The 21266-nt window shown below is 65.4% G+C and carries 27 protein-coding genes and 1 pseudogene; 7 read left to right on the top strand and 21 right to left on the bottom strand.

Annotation, left to right across the window (positions count from 1 at the left end):
- Window positions 1–44 precede the first annotated feature (44 nt).
- Complete coding sequence (locus D4766_RS02840) at window positions 45–500, top strand: pyridoxamine 5'-phosphate oxidase family protein (protein WP_325049105.1); 456 nt, start codon at window positions 45–47, stop codon at window positions 498–500.
- A 26-nt stretch (window positions 501–526) separates the two neighbouring features.
- Window positions 527–823: pseudogene (locus D4766_RS14170) on the top strand (DoxX-related protein); the annotation flags it as partial.
- Between the two features lie 111 nt (window positions 824–934).
- On the opposite strand, the gene D4766_RS02850 reads toward D4766_RS14170, so the two are convergent.
- Complete coding sequence (locus tag D4766_RS02850) at window positions 935–1186, bottom strand: SWIB/MDM2 domain-containing protein (protein WP_120716088.1); 252 nt, start codon at window positions 1184–1186, stop codon at window positions 935–937.
- Between the two features lie 337 nt (window positions 1187–1523).
- Here D4766_RS02850 and D4766_RS02855 point away from each other — a divergent pair, with 337 nt between their 5' ends.
- Complete coding sequence (locus D4766_RS02855; protein WP_120716089.1) at window positions 1524–2972, top strand: S41 family peptidase; 1449 nt, start codon at window positions 1524–1526, stop codon at window positions 2970–2972.
- Window positions 2973–2975: 3 nt separating this feature from the next.
- On the opposite strand, the gene D4766_RS02860 is transcribed toward D4766_RS02855, so the two are convergent.
- On the bottom strand, window positions 2976–3578 hold the full coding sequence (locus D4766_RS02860; RefSeq protein WP_120716090.1) for a TetR/AcrR family transcriptional regulator: 603 nt from the start codon (window positions 3576–3578) through the stop codon (window positions 2976–2978).
- A 113-nt stretch (window positions 3579–3691) separates the two neighbouring features.
- Here D4766_RS02860 and D4766_RS02865 point away from each other — a divergent pair, with 113 nt between their 5' ends.
- Window positions 3692–4600: a metal-dependent hydrolase gene (locus D4766_RS02865; protein ID WP_120716091.1), complete on the top strand. Its 909-nt coding sequence runs from the start codon at window positions 3692–3694 to the stop codon at window positions 4598–4600.
- A gap of 61 nt (window positions 4601–4661) precedes the next feature.
- On the opposite strand, the gene D4766_RS02870 is transcribed toward D4766_RS02865, so the two are convergent.
- From D4766_RS02870 to rplU, 3 genes are all read right to left on the bottom strand, one after another.
- On the bottom strand, window positions 4662–5189 hold the full coding sequence (locus tag D4766_RS02870) for a GNAT family N-acetyltransferase (protein WP_120716092.1): 528 nt from the start codon (window positions 5187–5189) through the stop codon (window positions 4662–4664).
- 167 nt (window positions 5190–5356) lie between these two features.
- Window positions 5357–5626, bottom strand: a complete 270-nt coding sequence (gene rpmA / locus D4766_RS02875) for a 50S ribosomal protein L27 (protein ID WP_120716093.1) — start codon at window positions 5624–5626, stop codon at window positions 5357–5359.
- Window positions 5627–5642: 16 nt separating this feature from the next.
- Window positions 5643–6167 (bottom strand): 50S ribosomal protein L21, encoded by a 525-nt coding sequence (gene rplU, locus D4766_RS02880; protein ID WP_120718017.1) that lies wholly within the window; start codon window positions 6165–6167, stop codon window positions 5643–5645.
- Window positions 6168–6355: 188 nt separating this feature from the next.
- On the opposite strand from rplU, the gene D4766_RS02885 reads away from it, so the two are divergent.
- The gene (locus D4766_RS02885; RefSeq protein WP_234024868.1) at window positions 6356–6871 is read left to right on the top strand and encodes a hypothetical protein; all 516 of its coding nucleotides are present in this window, start codon (window positions 6356–6358) and stop codon (window positions 6869–6871) included.
- Here the strand turns inward: D4766_RS02885 and D4766_RS02890 are convergent.
- From D4766_RS02890 to coxB, 16 genes are all read right to left on the bottom strand, one after another.
- The gene (locus D4766_RS02890; protein WP_120716095.1) at window positions 6868–7311 is read right to left on the bottom strand and encodes a molybdenum cofactor biosynthesis protein MoaE; all 444 of its coding nucleotides are present in this window, start codon (window positions 7309–7311) and stop codon (window positions 6868–6870) included. The two genes, D4766_RS02885 and D4766_RS02890, sit on opposite strands and share 4 nt — an antisense overlap.
- Window positions 7312–7315: 4 nt before the next feature.
- Entirely contained in the window at window positions 7316–7558 is a 243-nt protein-coding gene (locus tag D4766_RS02895) for a MoaD/ThiS family protein (protein WP_120716096.1), read from the bottom strand.
- Window positions 7559–7562: 4 nt separating this feature from the next.
- On the bottom strand, window positions 7563–8549 hold the full coding sequence (moaA, locus tag D4766_RS02900; protein WP_120716097.1) for a GTP 3',8-cyclase MoaA: 987 nt from the start codon (window positions 8547–8549) through the stop codon (window positions 7563–7565).
- 3 nt (window positions 8550–8552) lie between these two features.
- Window positions 8553–8882: a Rossmann fold domain-containing protein gene (locus D4766_RS02905; RefSeq protein ID WP_120716098.1), complete on the bottom strand. Its 330-nt coding sequence runs from the start codon at window positions 8880–8882 to the stop codon at window positions 8553–8555.
- Entirely contained in the window at window positions 8882–9253 is a 372-nt protein-coding gene (locus D4766_RS02910) for a dihydroneopterin aldolase (protein WP_120716099.1), read from the bottom strand. The genes D4766_RS02905 and D4766_RS02910 overlap by 1 nt, the downstream gene beginning before the upstream one ends.
- Window positions 9254–9264: 11 nt before the next feature.
- Window positions 9265–10155 carry a class I SAM-dependent methyltransferase gene (locus tag D4766_RS02915; protein WP_120716100.1) on the bottom strand — a complete coding sequence of 297 codons (891 nt, stop codon included), beginning with the start codon at window positions 10153–10155 and terminating at the stop codon, window positions 9265–9267.
- Complete coding sequence (gene thrC, locus D4766_RS02920) at window positions 10155–11552, bottom strand: threonine synthase (protein ID WP_120716101.1); 1398 nt, start codon at window positions 11550–11552, stop codon at window positions 10155–10157. Before thrC ends, D4766_RS02915 begins: the two co-directional genes overlap by 1 nt.
- A 48-nt stretch (window positions 11553–11600) precedes the next feature.
- Window positions 11601–12191: an SURF1 family protein gene (locus tag D4766_RS02925; RefSeq protein ID WP_120716102.1), complete on the bottom strand. Its 591-nt coding sequence runs from the start codon at window positions 12189–12191 to the stop codon at window positions 11601–11603.
- 76 nt (window positions 12192–12267) lie between these two features.
- On the bottom strand, window positions 12268–13089 hold the full coding sequence (locus D4766_RS02930; RefSeq protein WP_120716103.1) for a cytochrome c oxidase subunit 3: 822 nt from the start codon (window positions 13087–13089) through the stop codon (window positions 12268–12270).
- A gap of 87 nt (window positions 13090–13176) precedes the next feature.
- Window positions 13177–13749, bottom strand: coding sequence for a cytochrome c oxidase assembly protein (locus D4766_RS02935; protein ID WP_120716104.1), 573 nt, complete (start codon window positions 13747–13749; stop codon window positions 13177–13179).
- Complete coding sequence (locus D4766_RS13700; RefSeq protein ID WP_162935592.1) at window positions 13746–13892, bottom strand: cytochrome c oxidase system small membrane protein; 147 nt, start codon at window positions 13890–13892, stop codon at window positions 13746–13748. The genes D4766_RS02935 and D4766_RS13700 overlap by 4 nt, the downstream gene beginning before the upstream one ends.
- Entirely contained in the window at window positions 13889–14806 is a 918-nt protein-coding gene (locus D4766_RS02940) for a heme o synthase (RefSeq protein ID WP_120716105.1), read from the bottom strand. Before D4766_RS02940 ends, D4766_RS13700 begins: the two co-directional genes overlap by 4 nt.
- 363 nt (window positions 14807–15169) lie before the next feature.
- Window positions 15170–15730: a hypothetical protein gene (locus tag D4766_RS13705; protein WP_162935637.1), complete on the bottom strand. Its 561-nt coding sequence runs from the start codon at window positions 15728–15730 to the stop codon at window positions 15170–15172.
- Window positions 15731–15846: 116 nt separating this feature from the next.
- Window positions 15847–16818, bottom strand: coding sequence for an alpha/beta fold hydrolase (locus D4766_RS02950; RefSeq protein WP_162935638.1), 972 nt, complete (start codon window positions 16816–16818; stop codon window positions 15847–15849).
- Window positions 16819–16888: 70 nt separating this feature from the next.
- The gene (ctaD, locus tag D4766_RS02955; RefSeq protein WP_120716107.1) at window positions 16889–18607 is read right to left on the bottom strand and encodes a cytochrome c oxidase subunit I; all 1719 of its coding nucleotides are present in this window, start codon (window positions 18605–18607) and stop codon (window positions 16889–16891) included.
- A gap of 31 nt (window positions 18608–18638) precedes the next feature.
- A complete protein-coding gene (coxB, locus tag D4766_RS02960) occupies window positions 18639–19772 on the bottom strand; it encodes a cytochrome c oxidase subunit II (protein ID WP_234024869.1) in 1134 nt (377 codons plus the stop codon).
- A 185-nt stretch (window positions 19773–19957) separates the two neighbouring features.
- Here coxB and pyrE point away from each other — a divergent pair, with 185 nt between their 5' ends.
- Window positions 19958–20536, top strand: coding sequence for an orotate phosphoribosyltransferase (gene pyrE, locus D4766_RS02965; RefSeq protein ID WP_120716108.1), 579 nt, complete (start codon window positions 19958–19960; stop codon window positions 20534–20536).
- 1 nt (window position 20537) lies between these two features.
- Window positions 20538–21266: a pyridoxine 5'-phosphate synthase gene (locus D4766_RS02970; protein WP_194955782.1), complete on the top strand. Its 729-nt coding sequence runs from the start codon at window positions 20538–20540 to the stop codon at window positions 21264–21266.

A 21266-nucleotide genomic window follows, 5' to 3' on the forward strand; every position in this document is an offset into this window, starting at 1 on the left:
AACGAACGAACGGCGGCGGACTTGGCATCATTGAGGAGACGATGATGACCAAGAGCCTTTCCGACATTTCCCAGGACATGAAGCAGATCGATTTTTGCACGCTGTCGACCCATTCACCCGGCGGCACGATCGGCGCGCGCCCGATGAGCAACAACAGCGAGGTCGAGTACGATGGCGATTCCTATTTCTTCACATACGAGGATCGCCAGATGGTCAGGGACATCGAGGGCGACCCCAAGGTCGGGCTCACGTACCTCGGAAGCGCAGGCCTAAAGGGCATTCTGGGCGCACCCGGACAGTTCATCCACGTCGAAGGGGTCGCGCAGATCGTCCGCGACAAGGGTGCGTTCGCCGAACACTGGGACAAGTCGCTCGATCGCTGGTTCCCGCAGGGCGTCGACACGCCCGGCGCCGTCATGCTGAAGGTCGCCGCGACCCGTATCGCCTACTGGGACGGCGAGGACGACGGCGAGATCAAGCTGTCACCGGATCGCGAGTGAACCGAGGGACGGGGGCCACGCTGCGCGTGAGAACGACGCTGCGATGGCTTCTGTCGGCGGCTTACGCGGCGGCGGGGTTTCTACACCTCGCCTCTCCGGAGCCGTTCGTGAAGATTGTCCCGAACTGGGTACCGATGCCCGGCGCGGTGGTCGCGATGACAGGGGTGGCGGAGTTGCTCGGCGCGGCCGCGCTCGCGCAACCATGGTCGAAAAGGCTGAGGATTGCGGGCGGGTTCGGTCTAGCGCTTTACGCGCTGTGCGTCTGGCCGGCGAACTTCAACCACATGGCGCTCGATCTTGCACGCCCCGACCACGTGCTCGGGCTTGCCTATCATTTGCCGCGGCTGGCATTCCAGCCGGTCCTCATCTGGCTCGCGTTGTGGACGGGTGAAGCGACCGACTGGCCCTTCGCCCGTCCACATGCGAACGACTGATCAGCTCATGTGCTTGGAAACGGCACCCGTCATCTTGAACATCGAGATCTGATCCTTGCCGGTCACCGCGCCCAGCGTGGCGTCCGGATTGATCATGCGCTTGTCCTTGCTGTCCTGCAGGTCGTGCTTCTTGATGTATTCCCAGACCTTGGAGGTGACCTGCGCACGAGTCATCGGGCCCTTGCCCACGACCTTCTCGAGGTCGTCCGTCAGGTTGACGGGTTTCTGCAGCGCATTGTTCTTGCCAGCCATCGTATTGATCCTTTCATGCTTGGCTATGCGATCGAATTGCCTGTGATAACTCCCGGTTCCGCCCCTCGCCCGCTCTGAACGGGATCGGGTCCCGCCGGGTATCGCATGGCGCAATCCTAGAGCGGTTCCATCCGTATCGCGAGTGCGCCAAAGGGCTCAGAACGAGTTTTCGACAGCCGAAAGAGGCATTCTGGCGCGATTTTCCGCGTTCGAGGCGCCAATTGCGCCGAGGCCTTGCTCACGCACGGTTAACCCGTCATCATCACAAGACAAATTCCGGCGGATGATGACGCTGCCGCTGGATCGCATATATGCATCGTCGAGAGGGATTGTTCGCATGAGCATGGGTCGCACTTCGCTCGCATTGATCATGGCCGGAATGGTGACTGCCTGCGGCGGTGGAGGCGGATCGGGTGGCGGTTCGTTCGGCGGCGGCAACACCGGCGCGACACCGGTTCCGACACCCACGCCCACGCCTCCAGCGACCGCCTCATGCTCGATCTCGAGTCAGCAGGACTTCGCCAAGGCCTCGATCGACGAGTGGTTCCTCTACCCCAACCTCATCAATGCATCGGTCAACAAGGCGAACTACAGCACCGTCCAAGCTTACATCGACGCCTATCTGGCTCCGTTCTTCGCGGAAAAGAAGAACGCGCAGTTCACTTACGTTACGTCGATCAAAGAAGAGAATGCCTATTACCAGTCGGGTTCGTCCGCCGGCATCGGCGTCCGGCTCGCGCTCGACAGTTCGAACCGGCTCTACGTAACCGAAGCCTTCGAAAACGCGCCGGCGCTGGCCGCCGGCATTGATCGCGGCACGGAAATCGTCGGCATCGGCACCACGGCCTCGAACGTCCAGTCGGTCCAGTCGATCATTCAGGCCGGCGGCGGTCAGGCGCTGACCGATGCGCTGGGCCCCAACTCACCGGGCGTAACCCGCTACTTCCAGATCAACAACAAGGGCACCGTCACGACGGTCGCGGTGACGAAAACCGAATTCGCGCTCGATCCGGTTTCCGACCGCTACGGCGCGAAGATCATCGACAACAACGGCATGAAGGTCGGTTACGTCAATCTGCGGACTTTCATCGATACCGCCGACGACGATCTGCGCGCCGCATTCAACTCGTTCAAGTCGCAGGGCGTGACCCAAGTCATCGTCGATTTGCGCTACAACGGCGGCGGACTGGTGCGGACGTCCGAACTGTTCGGCGACCTGCTGGCAGCCGACAAGGTCGGGAAGGTCTTCAGCTACACGACATTCCGCGACAGCAAGGCGCAGTACAACGAGACCAAGCCTTTCGCGAGCCAGCCGCAAGCGATCTCGGCGATGAAGATCGCGTTTATCGGGACGCGGGCGACGGCGTCGGCCAGCGAGCTGTTGATCAACTCGTTTACGCCGTATCTCGGTGCGAACACCGCGCTCGTCGGCACCAATACGTATGGCAAGCCTGTCGGTCAGGTGGCGCTCGACAATGCGCCGTGCGACCAGCGTATGCGCGTCGTCGCATTCAAAACCGAGAACGCCAGTCGCCAAGGCGACTACTTCAGCGGGCTGGCCGCCTACATACCGAATACCTGCGCCGCGGGTGATGACATCACGCACCAGCTCGGCGACCCGCAGGAGGCGTCGATCAAGGCGGCGCTCGGCTTCCTTGCCGGCGGCACGTGCACTCCGATCACGTCGTCGAACGGTCAGCGTACGCAAGCTACCGCCAGTGCCCGGACAATGCTGGAGCCGGCTGCGCCGTCCGCCGCGCAGCGCGAGACTCCAGGCATGTTCTGATCGTCAGCCGCCCGGCGCTGCCGCGCGCTGGAGCGAACTGACGAGCAGAGCCTCCGCCCGGTCGCGGGCCGCGCCCTCGGGCAGGCCGAGCGACCGAGCGAGCGCGCGGCCCATCAGGGCATCACCCAGCGCCATCAGGACGAGGGTGAGGGTGTCTTCGTGGATCTCCCTCACGGCGCGATGGGCATCGGCGGCGTGTACGGCGATCTCGTCGACGAGTTCGTGGATGGTCTCCACGATCGGATCGAGCGCATCCTCATTCCCGGTCACGAGCATCCAGCTCGCCAGGGCCCCCGCCCCCTCCTTGTCGAACGCGTCGAAGGTCAGGTCGACCACCTCGCGCGGACTGCCGATACCGGCTCGGCTCGCCTCGACTGCCTCGGCGATCGTGGCGCAGACCGTTTCGGCGAGGTGCTGGGCGAGTGCTTTCTGCAGACCCGACGCAGACCCGAAATGGTGAAGCAAGTTGGCATGGGTGCGTCCGATCCGTCCGGCTACGGCCTTCAAGGTAACGGACTGCGGTCCGGATTCAATGAGGAGGTGCCGGGCTGCTTCGAGCGCGGCGGTACGCGATTCCTCGGGGCTCAATCTTTTGCGCGTGGCCATCGTTCCCCGCGTAACCGAGCGGTACGAACCCGACAAGCCTGGCGACACCAGCTTATTGACACTCGTGTCAGCACGGACTATTGACACCAATGTCAGTTAATGGAGTTGATTCGATGAACGCCCCTACCTCGTTCGATCGCGACACCGCCCTTGCAGCCGGCGATGCCATGCCTGCGGACCGCCCCACTCCCGCGGATCTCGACATCGTCGTGCGCGATCGCCGGTTCGCGCGCGGTGCGGAGGCCAAGCGCTGGTGGCTCAACGACGATCCGATCGCCACCGCGTGGTTCAACGCGCTCAGCGCGACCTTCCCGCGGGGCGAAGCTTTCTTCGTCGAATCGGTGAAGGCGCACCGCGACGGTGCCGATCCCAAGCTCGCGCACGAAATCCGCGCCTTCGTGAAGCAGGAAATCAATCACACGCGCGAGCACGTTGTGTTTAACAAGCTGGCGCAGGCCAGTGGTTACGACGTCAGCTTCATCGACCGCCGGGTCGATCAAATGCTTGCGCTGACCAAGGACCGCCCCGCAATCCTCAACCTCGCCGCGACGATGGCGCTCGAACATTTTACAGCGATGTTCGGTCACGAGCTTCTCAAGGATCCGGTGCACCTTCATGGCGCCGCTGGCGACCTCGGCGACCTGTGGCGCTGGCATTCGGCGGAGGAAATCGAGCACAAGGGCGTTGCCTACGACACCTGGCTCCATGCCACCCGCGATTGGAGCCGCTGGAAGCGCTGGAAGGTCAAGAGCCTGATCATGGTCGTAGTCACCCGCCGCTTCGTCAAGAACCGCGTCGCCGACATGGTGGACCTGCTGGCACAGGACGGCATGACCGGGTGGCAGGTGAAAGCGAAGATCTGGGCCTATCTGCTCTGGAAGCCCGGCTTCCTGCGCCGCATCGCGCTTCCGTGGCTGGCCTTCTTCCTCCCCGGTTTTCATCCGTGGAACGAAGACGATCGCGAGCTGATCTCGATCTACGAAGGCGCTTTCGAGGACGCGCTGCTTCCGCAACCCGCCTGATCCCTGAACCGAGTTATAGAAGCGCCGCCTCTGAAGAATCGGGGGCGGCGCTTCGTCGTTTCTACGCAGCGCGCGGGATCGACACGTCTTCGGACATGTCGAACACGTACTCCACCGAATCCACCTTGTGCCCCCGTGCGAGGCTGTAGCGGCGCGCCGAGCCGACGGGCCGGAAGCCGAGCTTACGAAGGACGCGGCCGGATGCCGGGTTGTCGGTCATGTGCCCGGCCGTCACCCGCTCGATACCGAGCATCCGGGCTACTTCGAGCACGCCACGCCCCGCCTCGGTCGCGTAGCCGCGGCCCCATGCGTCGCGCGCAATCCAGTAACCGATCTCGGAATCGCCTTCGCTCGGCGCGAGGCCGCACGATCCCACAACGCGGCCGCTCGCGGATTCGACGACAATGAAATTGGGCAGGCCCTGATATTGGGGCTGACGCGTCCACCAACGCGCATCCTCCCCGGTGTAGGGCCACGGCACCTTCGCGAGGTTGCGCACAATAGCTTCCTCGCCGACAACGGCGAGCACTTCGGCCCAGTCTTCGGGCCACGCGGGTCGCAGCAGCAGCCTTTCGGTCACATGGAACATCGCACGTCTCCCATTCGGCCCGGTGCCGGGCTCCTATGCGAGGGAGACATGACAAGAGGGAGACCTGGCCTCCCGAAATCTTCGGGGCGGCCCTGTCTCCCTCTGGATGCCGGATTACCTCCGGCGGCGGGCCATCCCGTGGACGGCCCCGTTATCGAGTCGTCCGGTTATTCCGCAGCCATCGCCGGCATGTCCACCGAGACGTACTTACGGCCGAGTTTGCCGGCGTGGAAACGCACGCGTCCTTCGACGAGCGCGAAGAGGGTGTGGTCCTTGCCCATGCCCACGCCGCTGCCCGGATAGAACTTCGTGCCGCGCTGGCGCACGATGATATTGCCCGGAATCACTTCCTGGCTGCCGAACTTCTTGACGCCGAGGCGACGGCCCGCACTGTCGCGGCCGTTGCGGGACGAACCGCCTGCTTTCTTGTGTGCCATTGTTTCGTCCTATCTCTTACTTGTCGGTCTTCTTGGCGGCCGGCTTCTTGGCGGCAGCCTTCTTCGGAGCGTCGACCTGACCTTCGCCGGCCGTGCCGGTGTCCTTGACCGGAGCGACCGTCTTGGCCTTCGGTGCGGCATCGGCCTTGGCAGCCTTGGGCGCATCGGCCTTCGGAGCGTCATCCTGCGAGGCGACTTCGGCCTTGGGTTCGGACTTCGCGGCAGCCTTCTTCTCGGCCTTGCTGTCGCCCACGGCGACGATGCGCAGGAGCGTCATCTGCTGGCGATGGCCCGCCTTGCGGCGATAGTTGTGGCGGCGCCGCTTCTTGAAGACGACGACCTTCTCGCTCTTGGCCTGGGCGATGATCTCGGCCGAGACGACCGTCTTCGCCGCGTCGGCCAGGCTGTCGCCTTCGCCCGCGAGCAGGACGTCGTCCAGCGTGATCGTGTCGCCGGCGTCGCCCGCCAGCTTCTCGACCGCGATTTTGTCTCCGGCGGCAACCCGGTACTGCTTGCCGCCCGTGCGCACTACTGCGAACATCGGTTTCACTTCCGCTTCTGTTTGGTGCCGCCCATCCGCGCGGATGGTTTCAAGGCGACGGGTCCGGCGCCGCACGGGGCAGCCCGGAAAGAGGGGTGCCGTTAGGATAGGCGCTTCGTGAAGTCAACGCCGCATCGCACCTTTCGCAGCAGCTTCCCCCGCGCATCAGCCGTGCTAAGGAACGCCCCGTGACCGCTTTCAGCCGCCTTCTCCCCCTCGCCCCGCTTTTCCTGACCGCAGCCTGCGCGTCGACCTCCGGCGAGTACCCCTCGCTCGCCTTGCGCGATGCCGAAAGGGTCGAAGGTACCTTCGGCGCGGACACGGCGGAGCAGGCCCCTGCCCCGCCGCCGCCGCCCGCCGTCCCCAGCGCCGATTTGGCGGCGCGCCTCGCGGAACTGCAGCGCCAAGCAAGCGGGTTCGACGCGCGCTTCCGCGCCGCGACGCCGGCGGCCGAACGGCTTGCCCGAGCGGCGGGCGGCACCGGCAGCGATTCGTGGGCAGCCGCGCAGGTCGCGCTCGCCGATCTCGATTCGCTGCGCAGCCAGGCCGCGGTCTCGCTCGCCGATCTCGATACCCTGTGGGTCGACGCCACGCTCGAACCGGGTTCTCCCCGCGAGGCGATCGGCGCGGTGCGCGAATCGGTGCAGGCGATGATTGCGGCACAGGATGCGGTTCTCGCGCGGTTGCGCAGCCGCGCCGGCTAAGCCCAGCGGGCCCGGTCGGAATAATCTTCGTCCCGCGGTTCGATCCAGCGCCATTCCCCGGTCCTGAGTTCCCGTTTCCAGAACCAGGCGGCCGATTTCAGATGATCCATCGCGAAGTCGACTGCATCGATTGCCGAACGCCGGTGCTTCGCCGCCGCTGACACGCAGACGATCGGCTCCCCCGGATGGAGGAAGCCCACGCGGTGCAGCATCATCAGGCCCATCAGGTCGAAGCGCGCGAAGGCGGCATCGGCCAGATCGTGCAAGCCCGACAATGTCAGCGGTTCGTAGTGCGAGAGCTCGAGACCCTCCACCCCGTCGTCACCCCGTACCTCGCCCACGAACGTGCACGCACCGCCGAGGCCGGGGTTGGCCCGCGTGAACGGTCCCACGAACTGCCCGGGAATGAACATGTCCGTCAGGAGGCGGATGTCGCGCATCGGCTCAGCCGCCGCTGACAGGCGGCAGCAATGCGACCTCGTCGCCGTCCCCGGCCCGAAGCGCGGTCTTGTCGCCAAGTACGCGGCCTTCGCAGGCGACGTTGACCCGCTCCATGCGGAGCTGTTCGGCAACCCGCGCCGGGACGGCGTCTAGAAGGCCGGCCCAATCGAGCGGAGCGTCGAACCGCGCGCTATCGCATCCTGCCAGATCGCGCAGCGGACCGAGAAAGACGACCGTTACAGCCACCGCCTCAGCCACCTGTCACGGACATGTGGCGCGGCTGCGCCGGGGCGGCGCCGCGTTCGATCGCAAAGCCGTGGCGGTGCGGCTTGATCGCCATCGCACGGTCCATCGCGCCGGACAGCGCACGGTCCGGATCGCCCGATCGCAAGGCCGCGCGCAGATCCACCATCTCTCCCCCACCGAGGCACGGATAGAGCTGGCCGGTCGTGGTCACGCGGATCCGGTTGCAGCCGTCGCAAAAATTGCCCGTGAGCGGGGTGATGAGACCGAGCCGTCCGCCGGTTTCGGCGATATCGAGATAGCGCGCCGGGCCGCCGGTGCGGTGCGCTGACGGGACCAGCGTCCACCGCTTGTCGAGATCGGCTCGGACCTTGGCCAGGCTCAGGAACTGGTCACTGCGATCTTCCGCGATCTCGCCGAGCGGCATGACTTCGATCAGGGTCACGTCGTGGTCGTGGCCGTGCGCCCACGCAATGAGATCGGGTATCTCGGCAGCGTTCACATCCTTGAGCGCGACTACGTTCAGTTTCACCGCCAGTCCCGCCTCGCGGGCTGCTGCGATGCCCTCCAGCACCTGGGGCAGCCGGTCCCGTCCGGTCAGCGCCCGGAAGCGGTCGCGGTCGATCGTGTCGAGCGACACGTTGATCCGCCGCACCCCCGCCGCCGTCAGCGCGTCGGCGTGCTGGGCCAGTTGCGTCCCGTTGGTGGTGAGCGTCAGCTCGTCCAGCCCCGTGCCAATTTCCCGTCCGAGCGCGCGGACGAGGTCGATCACATCGCGCCGGACCAGTGGCTCGCCGCCCGTGATACGCAGCTTGGTAACGCCGCGGGCGATGAAAGCGAGCGAAAGGCGGTGCAGTTCCTCGAGCGTCAGGACTTCGCGCCGCGGCAGGAAAGTCATCGCCTCGGGCATGCAGTACGTGCAGCGCAGATCGCACCGGTCGGTGACCGACAGGCGCAAGTAGGTGATCCTGCGCTGAAAAGCGTCGACGAGCATGCCCTACCCTAGCGCCTCGCCAGCGCCTTGGCCATCGAGGACGAGGTACTGGCCGGTCACGCCCGGTGCCCGGTCGAGGTAGGACAGCGCCGCGGCGACCGCCGTCCTGTCGCCCGATGCCACGCCGTTGACCCGAGCGGGCGCGGCCTCGCGCGCGAGCGACTGGATCGCCGACCGGCGCCAACCGGCATGCGTGTGGTCGGCAGGATCGAACGCGATGCACACATCGTCATCGGCGATGGCGGCGCGCAGATCGGGCACTATCCGCGTTAGGAACTCCGCCGATGCGTCCAGCGCACCGTCCGCCAGACCACGCGCTTCCACCAATCGCATCAGCGCCGCTCGCGGGTGAGCGTGATGCCGATCTTTTCGTCCGCTTCCGCGATGGCCAGTTTGACGATCTTGACGGTAACAGCCTCGATCCGCCCGTCGCCGACGAACAGCGTTTCGCAGATGTGATCCGCCACCGCCTCGATCAGCTTGAAGTGGACGCCGGCCGGCAGCGCCTCGCTCGCAGCGAATTTCAGGTCCATGTAGTTCTTGCTTTCCGACAGCGGGGTGTCGGGGCTGTAGGCATGGGCCGGCTTCATGCGCGCGGCGATCGAGATGCGAAGCGGCTGCGGCCTGCCGGTCTCTTCCGAATAGATGCCTGTCAGGACATCGACTTGGAGATCGGCGACTTCGAGAATGAGCGAATCGGGCATCAGGATCGCTCCTAGCGCGGATTGGACCAGCGGGCGAAGATCGCCGTCGGCAGCAGGCGGCCCCCCTCCCCCTCCTCGCGGATTGCGAGGTCGCCGTGTTCAATCCTGCCTGGCAGGTCGGCGAACAATTCGGCGAGCAACCCGGCGAGAGCAAGGCTGCTCATCCGCACCGCGTAAACCGTCAGAAACAGGAATCGGCTGTCGGCATCGAGAAGTTGGCGGCAATCCGCCACGAGCGGCGCCAGTCCGTCCTCGATCCGCCAGGTCTCACCGCCTGGGCCGCGGCCGAACTTGGGCGGATCGAGGATGATCCCGTCGTAGCGCTTGCCGCGGCGGACTTCGCGGGCAGCGAACTTGGCGGCATCGTCCACCAGCCAGCGCACGGGGCGATCCTCCATTTCCGACAGGGCGGCATTTTCGCGCGCCTGGGCGACCGACTTCTTGCTCGCGTCGACATGGGTTACGGGGCCGGACTCGCTCAGCGCCAGCGTGCCGACGCCGGTGTAGCCGAATAGGTTAAGCGTCTGCGCGTCTGGCTTTCCAGCGAGCTGCCCGCTCATCCAGTTCCATACGGGGGCCATGTCGGGAAAAAATCCCAGATGGCGGAACGGTGTGCACTGCGCGGTGAAGCGCACCTCGTCCCACGCGAGAGGCCATCCTTCACGCGGTACCGGCCGGTCGAACTGCCAGCGCCCGCCCCCGTCTTCGTCGCTGCCGGGCACGAACTCGCCGTCGGCCTGCCAATCCTCGAGCCGCGGGCTCCACATCGCCTGTGTCTCGGGCCGCACGAAGCGATGGGGACCGTATCGTTCGAGCTTGCGCCCGTTCCCGCTGTCGAGGAGGCCGTAGTCGCTCCAGCCCTCCCCCGCGAGGACCAGCGGTTGTTCTTCGAGGCCCGCCATCAGGCCCGCGGTGTCGCGTGTTCGGCGATCCAGTCGCGCACCGCGTCGTAGTCGCCGGGAAGCTCGGCGAAGCGTTCTTCCCGCACGAAAAGGTCGCCGACCCGGCTCGGCAAATGCGGGCGGTGCCCGGTCGCCCGCTCGACCGCCTCGGGGAACTTGGCCGGGTGCGCGGTGGCGAGGGTAACGATCGGGATCGCGGGATCGATGTCGGCGGCCCGAGCGGCGTGCAAGCCGATGGCGGTATGCGGATCGACGATCTCGCCCGCGTGTTCGCACGCCCATCGCATCGCTTCGTTCATTTCGTCAGCCTCGGCCCGCACGCTCGCAAACAGCGCCGCTGCGCCCTTCTGCTGTGCGTTCGTGAGGCGCATCGCCCGCAATCGCTCGAACTCGCCCATTTGCTCCGCAAGCGCAGCCCCGTCGCGGCCGCCGAGGTCGAACAGCAGTCGCTCGAAGTTGCTCGACACCTGAATATCCATGCTGGGAGCCGCCGTCGGCCTCACCTCGCCAGCGCTGTAGTCGCCGGCGGACAGGGCGCGGTGGAGAATGTCGTTGACGTTGGTCGCCACGATCAGCCGCTCGATAGGCAGACCCATCCTAGTAGCGACATACCCGGCGAACACATCGCCGAAATTGCCCGTCGGCACACTGAAGGCGACCCGCCGCTCGGGCGCTCCGAGCTGGAGCGCGGCAGCGAAGTAATAGACCACTTGCGCCATCAGCCGCGCCCAGTTGATCGAATTGACCGCACTCAGGCGAAGCGCGCCGAGTGCGGGGTCGCCGAACATTCGTTTCACCATGGCCTGTGCCTGATCGAAATCCCCGCCGATCGCGATGTTGTGCACGTTGGGAGCCAGCACGGTCGTCATCTGCCGGCGCTGCACGTCGCTGACGAGGCCGGCCGGGTGAAGCATGAAGATTTCTACCCCCTCGCGTCCAGCCACCGCGTCGATTGCTGCGCTCCCGGTGTCGCCGCTGGTCGCCCCGATGATCGTCAGGCTCTCGCCGCTGCGGCCGAGGAACTCCTCGAACAGCAGCCCCAGAAGCTGGAGCGCGACGTCCTTGAATGCCAGCGTGGGTCCGTGGAACAGCTCGAGCAGCCAGTGCCGCGCGTCAAGCTGGACAAGCGGTGTCACGGCATCGTGAGCGAACTGCCCGTATGCCTGTTCGCAGAGTGCCTGCAGTCGTTCGGGAGTAATGCTCTCGCCCACGAAAGGGGCCATGACGCGCGCGGCAAGCTCAGCGTAGGGAAGCCCGCGCATCGCCGCGATGTTGGATGCCGAGAGCCGCGGCCATTCTCTTGGCAGATAGAGGCCGCCATCGTTCGCGAGGCCCGCCAGCGTGGCTCCCTCGAAATCGAGCACAGGAGCGCTGCCGCGGGTGGAGACGTAATCCATCGCCGCCCCGCTAGACGCGCCGCGCGCGAGCGGCAAGCAAGCGCGGCTTTAGGCGGGCGTAGAGCGCCACCGCTTCCTGACTGCGAGGATGTAGATGACCAGCGCGGTCAATGCGAACAGGAACCACTGGACCGCATAGGACAGGTGATTGTTCGGAACCGAGCGCGGATCGGGGCGGGCGCTGGGCTGCAATCCGGCGATGGGCCGGTCTGCCACCACGCGCGGGCCGTCGATGCCGTCGGGCGCGATGGTCCCTTCCACTTGCGTAAAGGCGTACCGGACGACGCGGGGTTCCGCACTCCACCCCAGATTGACCATCACGGGCAGGTCGCCCTCTTTCGTGGTGCATCCCGCCCAATGGGCCCAGCCGACCTCGCCGCTCGCGTTCTCGCCCGCGCGGGGTTGGGTTTCGCCTTCGCCCCGGCAATCCAATCGCGTGTGGCGGAACCACACGTGCGTGCGGTCTTCGGGGGAAGCGGGAAGCTGCGCATCTGCGGATATCGATTCGGCGGTCGCGTAGCGGGCGAGCAGAGCCTCTTTCGCGTGCAGCCGGTTCAACTGCCAGAAACCGAGCGCGATCATGGCCGCCACGGCCAGCGCCACGACCAGCGTGGCGACCACCGGGAAGCGACGGCTCATCGGCCCAAGAGACCGGAAAGGGCAGCCTTCGGTGACGAGGGCTGCCCTTTCGGTGTTTCAGTCGAGTCCGGAGGCATCAATGGATGGCCGCACCCCAGCCGCCCCAGATGTAGACGGTGACGAAGAGGAACAACCACACCACGTCGACGAAGTGCCAGTACCACGCCGCCGCTTCGAAACCGAAGTGCTGCTGCGGGGTAAAGTCGCCCTTGTAGGCGCGCACCAGGCACACGATCAGGAAGATCGTGCCGATGATCACGTGGAAACCGTGGAAACCCGTCGCCATGTAGAATGCCGAGCTGTAGGTGTTGCCGCCGAAGGCGAACGGCGCGTGGGCGTATTCGTACGCCTGGATGGCCGAGAACAGCACGCCCAGCAGAATGGTGAGCCACAGCCCCTTCTTCAGCCCGTCGCGGTCGCCGTGGATGAGGGCGTGATGCGCCCAGGTCACGGTCGTGCCCGAGCACAGCAAAATCAGCGTGTTGAGGAGCGGCAGGTTGAACGGGTCCATGACCGCTTCGATCGCCTTGGGCGGGAACTGCCCGCCGACGACTTCCGACAGTTCGCTGGGGAACAGCGCGAAGTCGAAGAAGGCCCAGAACCATCCGACGAAAAACATCACTTCCGACGCGATGAACAGGATCATCCCGTAGCGCAGGTGAAGCTGCACCACCGGCGTGTGGTCGCCCGCGCGGGCTTCCTTGATGATGTTGCCGAACCAGCTGAAGAACGTCGCCGCGAGGCCCAGCACGCCGAGCGCGAGCACCAGGTAGCCGCCCGACAGTTCGTGCATGTACATGGCCATGCCGCTGGTAAAGAGCAGCGCCGACGTCGACGCGATCAGCGGCCAGATGTCGGGCGGAAGGATATGGTACTGGTGGTTCTTGGCGCCGGCCATGGGTTGTCTCGTCCCTAAACCTGGAGGTGTTTCAAACGCGATTTGCGGTTGCCCTTAGAGCGCCGGACAGGCGCGGTCCAGAGGGCTTTAGCTGCTTTCCGGTGCCCGGTGGAAGGTGTAGCTGAGGGTGATCTGTTCCACCGGCGCCGCGTTCGGATCGTTGCGGATCGACGGGTCCACGAAGAACAGGACCGGCATGTGCACTTCCTGCCCGGGCTGCAGCGTCTGCTCGGTGAAACAGAAGCACTGGATCTTGTTGAAGTAGCCGCCGGTCTGGTCGGGCGACACGTTGAAGCTCGCCTGCCCCGTCAGCGGACGGTCCGAATTGTTCTTCGCGTAGAAGAACGCCATCTGCCGCTGCCCGAGCTTCACGGTCTGGGTCACCTGCTCGGGCCGGAAGGTCCAGGCCAGATCGGGGTCGATGTTCGCATCGAAGCGGACCGAAACGGTCGCACCGGCCACCTGCTGCGCGGCGGCCGCGGCGAGCGATGCTTCGTCCTCGGTCGCGCGCTGGGTCGTGCCGGCGAACCCGGTGACCTGGCAGAACAGGCGATAGAGCGGCACGGCGGCGAAGCCGAGGCCCAGCATCGCCAGCGCGAATATTGCCGCGTAGAACCCCGTGCGCAGATTGCGCCGGTCGAGCGTGCCCGCCGTGCTCATGTCCCGCCCATCTGTACGAACGTGAGTGCGTAGAACAGCACCACGAAGAAGCCGAGTACCACCGCCAGCGCGATGTTGCGCCCCTTGCGGCGACGCTTGAACTCGAGTTCCTCTTCGGGTGTCATCGGGGGCGTCATGGTCATGCCAGCCATCCTTGGGCGTAGATCAGGCGATCCGCAACCAGAACGCCGAACAGCGCGAAGAGATAGAGGATCGAAAATGCGAACAGACGCTTTTCGGGCTTCATTCCGTCGCCGGGCTCCGAGCGCCGGAATGCCACCGGGAGCGACAGCGCGAGGAAGGCAAGGCTCAGCACCAGCGCCGCGATGCCGTACATCGCACCCGTCCCGCCGATGAACCACGGGCTCGCCGCCAGCGGCACGAGCAGGACCGAATAGATCAGGATCTGGCGGCGTGTGCTCGCCTCGCCCTTCACCACCGGCATCATCGGAATGCCGACCTTGGCGTAGTCGGTCTGCACGAACAGCGCGAGCGCCCAGAAATGCGGCGGAGTCCACATGAAGATGATCGCGAACAGCAGCACCGGCATCAGCGTGATGTCGTGCGTGACCGCGATCCACCCAATCATCGGCGGGAACGCCCCCGCCCCGCCGCCGATCACGATGTTCTGCGGGGTGCGGGGTTTCAGCCAGATCGTGTAGACGACGGCGTAATAGACGATGCTGAGCGCAAGGATCGCGGCGGCGAGCCAACTCACGCCGATGCCCATCAAGCCCACCGAGCCAGCCGACAGCGCGATCCCGAAATCGCGCGCATCGGTGCGCCGCACTCGCCCGCCGGGAATCGGGCGGCTCTGGGTGCGTTTCATGCCGGCGTCGATGTCGGCTTCCCACCACTGGTTGAGCGCTGCCGCGCCGCCCGCCCCCATCGCGATGCACAGCACCGCGACGAAGCCAACCAGCGGGTGGATGGTGCCCGGCGCGGCGAGCAGGCCGCACAGGCCGGTGAAGATCACCAGGCTCATCACGCGCGGCTTGGTCAGCGACAGGAAATCGCGCCAGTCGGTCGGCAGGTACAGGGCGGATGAGTCGGTCATCGGAGGACTTGCGGGCCTATAGGGAAGGCAGCGCCAAAGTGGAAGGCTGACGAGCGCATGTCACACGTGTCACAGTGTCCAGGGATGGAAGTATCGCCTTGGGGCGAAAGGTGTCGCCTTGGGGAACCCGGATGTGGCCTTATGGGCCAACACCGTCACCTTGCGCAGTCGGCATGTCGCTTTGCCGGCGAACGCGGCGAGGTGCGTTGGCAGGTGATGCAGAGAGTCGGAGCCACTGTCGGATCATGTCGCAGCGCTTACCACGGGGTCTTACGTGTAGGAAAACTCGTAAACACGCATTGGAAGATCGAGAACGCACCGTCCGCTCAAGACCTTATTGCAGACATTCGATCTAGAAGGCGGTCAGTTGCCGGTGTCGTAAATGGCAGTCGCCAGCACCTGCACCCTGTCCAGTCGTTCGCCCGATTTGTCCGCTCGGCTAACGGTCATTGCTAGAGCCGGGTCTTCCCGGTTTCGGAACACCGTGCTCGCCATCCCGTCCTTTCCGCTCGACGTCTCGGGCTGCCACCTCTTGTTGAAATCAGCCGAGGAAAGGACGCTCTCGACACTAGGTTGGAGGTCAACGCCGCCGCCGCCAGTGATATGACACATCGGTAGCTGGTCCGACACGACGAGAACGTAGCCTGCGTTTGGCGCGGAGTTGATCCGCCAATAGTGATTGGCCAGTCGAAGTTGAACCGGTGGAAGGCTTACCTCTTCCACCCGATCTACGAGGCCCATTTGTGGCCCAAGGCCGACTGTTTTGGCGAATGGATCGGTTCCCTCCACCCAGCTTGCGGGGTTCAGCAACCATTCCTCGCATCCGCGAAGCGCGCCATCGAACCCCTTCTCAAGGTTAGGTTCGGCTTGGGCAGGCGAGGAAAGAGCGGCGCAGACTAGGATTACGGGAAGCAAATATCGCATCGTTTCACTGCTACAGCGGAGCGCGTGCCCTTTCAACCCCATAAGCAGACAGTCGGGGCCCTGGCCGGCTCGACAAGCGGACTGACAAAACCTCTTAAACTCTTAGAATGACGGAATTAAACCTGCCCCAGCCAGTCCAGTAACAAGGCGTTGACCTCCCCCGGCCGCTCCTGCTGCGTCCAGTGGCCGACGCCCTCCAGCACGTGCCCTCCCACCTTCGGTGCGAACATGCGCATCATCGCGACCGGATCCGCCACCGCGCCGAACAGGGTGGTGGCCGGGTCGCGGTCGCCGCCGATGAAGAGGCATGGCTGCTCGATCCGCTTGCCCTTCCAGCCCTGCAGCCATTCGTAATCTCTTTCGTGGTTGCGATAGCGGTTGAGCGGTCCGCGAAAGCCGCTCTGCAAGAACTCGCGGCCGTAGAACTGGATGTCCTCGGTGGTGAGCCACGGCACGGGCTGCGGGTCGGGCAGGCCTTCCAGGAATGTCGCACCGTACGGCTTGTCCCAGTAGTTGCCGGGTTCGACGTCGCCGCTGATCGAGTACATCATCCGGTGGACGAACCCTTGCGGGTCGGCCTCCGCCTCGGCCTCGGCGATGCCGGGTATCTGAAAGTACTCCTGGTAGAAGAACTTGCCCTGATCGGTGAAGTGTTCGCGGAAGACATCAGTAAACGGGCGCATCGGCACGCCCGCGAACGGCACCGACAGGCCCGCGACCGCCTTGAACCGGTCCGGATGCGTAAGCGCGGTGTTCCAGACGATCGGCGCGCCCCAGTCGTGGCCGACGAGGATGGCCGGTTCGCCCGGCTGCAGGGCATCGGCCAGCCCCACGAGGTCGCCGGCGATCGCCTCCAGCGTGTAGTCCTCGATCCGCGGCGGCTTGTCCGACCCGCCGTAGCCGCGCACGTCGATCGCGCAGGCGGTATAGCCGGCTTCCGCAACCGGGCCCAGTTGGTGCCGCCACGAATACCAGCTCTCCGGAAAGCCGTGGACGAAGATCACCAGCGGTGCGTCGCCCGATTCCGGACGCTCCACCGCACAGCGCAGCGTCGCGGAGCCGCAATCGATCAGGCGCATCTCGGGCATTGCTTGTCTCCAAAGCAAACGGCCGGCCCCTTCCGGGACCGGCCGCTCGTGTCGTTTCGCTGCCGCAGGCTCAGGCGGTGGCCGGCTGGCTCGGCATGTGGTTGTGGTAATCGTGGTGTTCCTCGATCACCGGCAACGTTTCGAACTGGTGGTAGGGCGGCGGGCTGGTCAGCGTCCATTCCAGCGTCGTCGCGCCTTCGCCCCAGTAGTTCGGCGCAGCTTTCTTGCCGGCCATGAAGGCGTAGGCGATGTTCACGAAGAAGAAGACCATCGAGCCGGCCATGATCATGTAGCCGATCGAGCTCACCTCGTTCCACTGCGCGTACGCCGTGGCGTAGTCGGGGTAACGGCGCGGCATGCCCTGCAGACCGAGGAAGTGTTGCGGGAAGAAGATCACGTTCACGCCGATGAAGAAGCCCCAGAAGTGGAGGTGGGCCAGCAGTTCGGAGTGCATCTTCCCACTCATCTTCGGGAACCAGTAGTAGAAGCCCGCGAACATGCTGAACACGGCGCCCATCGACAGCACGTAGTGGAAGTGGGCGACGACGAAGTAGGTGTCGTGCACCACGTCGTCCACGCCGCCGTTGGCGAGGTAGACGCCAGTGACGCCGCCGACGGTGAACAGGAAGATCATGCCGAGCGCCCAGACCATCGGGCTCTTGTACTCGATCGACCCGCCCCACATCGTGGCGATCCAGCTGAAGATCTTCACGCCGGTCGGAACCGCGATGACCATGGTCGCCGCCGTGAAGTACATCTTCGTGTTCACGTCGAGGCCGACGGTGTACATGTGGTGCGCCCACACGATGAACCCGACGACACCGATCGCGACCATGGCGTAGGCCATGCCGAGGTAACCGAACACCGGCTTGCGGCTGAACGTCGCGACGATCTGGCTGATCATGCCGAAGCCCGGCAGGATCATGATGTACACCTCGGGGTGGCCGAAGAACCAGAACAGGTGCTGATAGAGGATCGGGTCGCCGCCACCCTCGGCCGCGAAGAACGTCGTGCCGAAGTTGCGGTCGGTGATCAGCATGGTGATCGCCGCGGCGAGCACCGGCAGCGCCAGCAGCAGCAGGAACGCGGTGACAAGGATCGACCACACGAACAGCGGCATCTTGTGGAGCGTCATGCCCGGCGCGCGCATGTTGAAGATGGTCGTGATGAAGTTGATCGCGCCCATGATGGAGGCCGCACCGGCAAGGTGCAGCGCGAAGATCGCGAAGTCGGTCGCCGGGCCGTTCGAACCGCTGGTCGACAGCGGCGCATAGACCGTCCAGCCGGTGCCCGAGCCGAGGCCCGTGGCATCCCCCGGCATGAACAGGCTGATGGTGAGCGAGACGAAGCCCGCGACGGTCAGCCAGAACGAGATGTTGTTCATGCGCGGAAACGCCATGTCCGGCGCGCCGATCATCAGCGGAACGAACCAGTTGCCGAAGCCGCCAATCATCGCCGGCATGACCATGAAGAACACCATGATCAGGCCGTGCGCGGTGATGAGCACGTTCCACGCGTGGAGCATGGTGTCGAAGTTGGTGCCTTCACCGAACAGCGAGGTCCACATGCCGAGCACCTGAATACCGGGCTCGGCGAGCTCGGCGCGCATGATGCCCGAGATCGCGCCGCCCACGATGCCCGCGAAGATCGCGAAGATCAGGTAAAGCGTGCCGATGTCCTTGTGGTTCGTCGACATGAACCAGCGGGCGAAGAAGCCGGGCTTGTGATCGGCATCGTGATGCGCGTGATCGTCGTGGTGAGCCTGGAAAGTGTCGGCGGTAGTGGCCATGGCTATCGGTCTCTGTTCTTCGGTATCTGGTTCAGACGGCGGGAGCGGCAGCGGAAGGAGTTGCTGTTGCCGCGGTACCTTCGCCGGCGGTCGCGTTGATCGGCGCACCTTCCGGCTGCTGAGCGGAGCTTTCCGGTTGCTGGATCGGCGCGGCGGCCGGCGGCGCGGCGTCCTCGGGCTTGCCGACGGTACCGCCCTGGGCGAGCAGCCATGCCTCGAACTGCGGACGCGGCAAGGCCTCCACGGCGATCGGCATGTAGCCATGCTTCGCGCCGCACAGTTCGGAGCACTGGCCGTAATAGATGCCCGGCTCCTTGATAAACATGCGCTTCTCGTTGAGGCGGCCCGGCACCGCGTCGAGCTTGAACCACAGGCTCGGCACCGCGAACGAGTGAATCACGTCGGCGCCGGTGGTCTGGATGCGGATCCATTCGCCGGCCGGCACGACCATGCGGTTGTCGACCGCAAGCTGGATCGGCTCACCGCGGCTCCGCGCCTCGTCGTCGGGCAGCATGTTCGAGATGACCTCGAACCCGCCGTTGTCGGGGTAGGTGTAGCCCCAGTACCATTGGTAGCCGGTCACCTTGACCGTCAGCGCATCCTTGGGCGCGCTCTTGTACTGGGCCGACAGCAGGCTGATAGAAGGCACTGCGATGCCCACGAGGATCAGCACCGGCAGCAGCGTCCAGACGACTTCGATGAAGGTGTTGTGCGTTGTGCGGGTCGGCGTGGGGTGCGCCTTCCGGCGGAAACGGACCATCGTGTAGATCATCAGGCCGAGCACGAAAAGCGTGATCGCCGCCATGATCCAGACAAGGCCGATGTGTAGCTTGTAAGCCTGTTCGCCGGTGGGCGAATACTGCTTCTGGATGTCGATCCCGCCGGCATGCGGCTGGCCCTTGATCCATTCGGGACCGAGCGGCTTGTAGGCCGAGGCGCCGGCAGCGACGGTGCTGCTCGTCGCGTCAGCCTTGTCGTCGACCGCGCCCGCGGCGGCGGCACCGACTGCGTCCGCGGCGGGGGCAGCTTCGGTGGCGGAGGCCGGATTGCTGGCGACCGCGGCAGGCTCGTCGTTCTGCGCGAACGCCGCTTGCGGCGCCAGCGCGAGGAGCAGCGCGGCGCCCATCGGAGCAAGAATGCGGGCGGTCAAATTGCCGAGGATCATCGGTGCGAAGCTTTCCGTCTGCTTATCGTTATCGTGCGCGAGCGCGGCCCCTGAGCAGCCGCGGCCACCCGCGCGAGACACGGGTTCGGGCGGGCCTATACGCGCGCTTGCCCCGTGTCTCAAGCGCTTCTAGGGAGATTTTTGCCCGCCTTTCCCCATCCCCTGCCAGGCCTGCCCGTTACCCGATGACCGACGAAGACGTCCTGCACGAGTTCCGCGCCTCCGAAGCCTTGCTCGAAGGGCATTTCAAGCTGTCGAGCGGCCGGCACAGCGCGCACTATCTCCAGTGCGCGCGTGTGTTGATGAACCCCGAACGCGCGGGCCGGCTCGCGGTGGCGCTCGCGCAGAAGCTGCCGCGCGACGTGCGCCAGCAAATCGACGTCGTGGTGAGCCCGGCGATGGGCGGCCTCATCATCGGTCACGAGATGGGCCGCGCGCTGGGCAAGGATGCAATGTTCCTCGAGCGGCCGACCGGCACCTTCGAACTGCGCCGCGGCTTCCGGCTCGTACCGGGCGCGAAAGTGCTGATGGTGGAGGATGTCGTCACCACCGGTCTCTCCAGCCGCGAAGCGATCGCGGCGGTGGGGCGCGAGGGAGGCGAAGTGATCGCGGAAGCGGCGCTCGTCGACCGCAGTAACGGGTCCGCCGATCTCGGCGTGCCGTTCTATGCCCTGATCGACATCAACTTCCCCAGCTATGCCGAGGAAGACGTGCCGCCCGAACTCGCCGCCGTTCCGCTGACCAAGCCGGGGAGCCGTGTGTAACTTGGCCGCGAATCTCCGCCTCGGCGTCAACATCGACCACGTCGCCACCATCCGCAACGCGCGGGGCGGCGACCATCCCGACCCGGTGCGCGCCGCGGAGATCGTGGCGCGTTGCGGCGGCGACGGCATCACCGCGCACTTGCGCGAGGATCGCCGCCATATCCGCGATGCAGACCTCGCGCGCATCCAGGCGGCGACCGACCTGCCGCTCAATCTAGAGATGGCGGCCACCGACGAAATGCTGGAGATCGCGCTGCGACACAAACCGCACGCGGCCTGCATCGTACCCGAACGGCGGGAGGAGCGCACGACGGAAGGCGGCCTCGACGCCGCGGGCCAGCACAACCGCCTGGCCCCGATCGTCGGGCGCCTCGCCGATGCGGGCATCCGCGTCAGCCTCTTCATCGCGCCCGAGGAGCGGCAGATCGAGGCGGCGTTGCAGCTCAATGTCCCGGTCGTCGAGCTTCACACCGGCGAGTACGCGCATGCGGAAGGCGATCGGGTGGAGGCCGAACTCAGGCGAATCGCCGACATGGCCGCGCTCGCCGCCAAGAACGGGATCGAGCCGCATGCTGGACATGGCCTTACCTACGAAAACGTCCAGCCCATCGCGGCCATCCCCCAGCTCGCCGAACTCAACATCGGCCACTATCTCGTCGGCGAGGCGGTGTTCGTGGGACTGGAAGCAGCGGTAGTCCGCATGCGCGAGTTGATGGACGACGCGCGGTGA

This window comes from Tsuneonella amylolytica, from assembly GCF_003626915.1.
GTDB classification, from domain to species: domain Bacteria; phylum Pseudomonadota; class Alphaproteobacteria; order Sphingomonadales; family Sphingomonadaceae; genus Tsuneonella; species Tsuneonella amylolytica.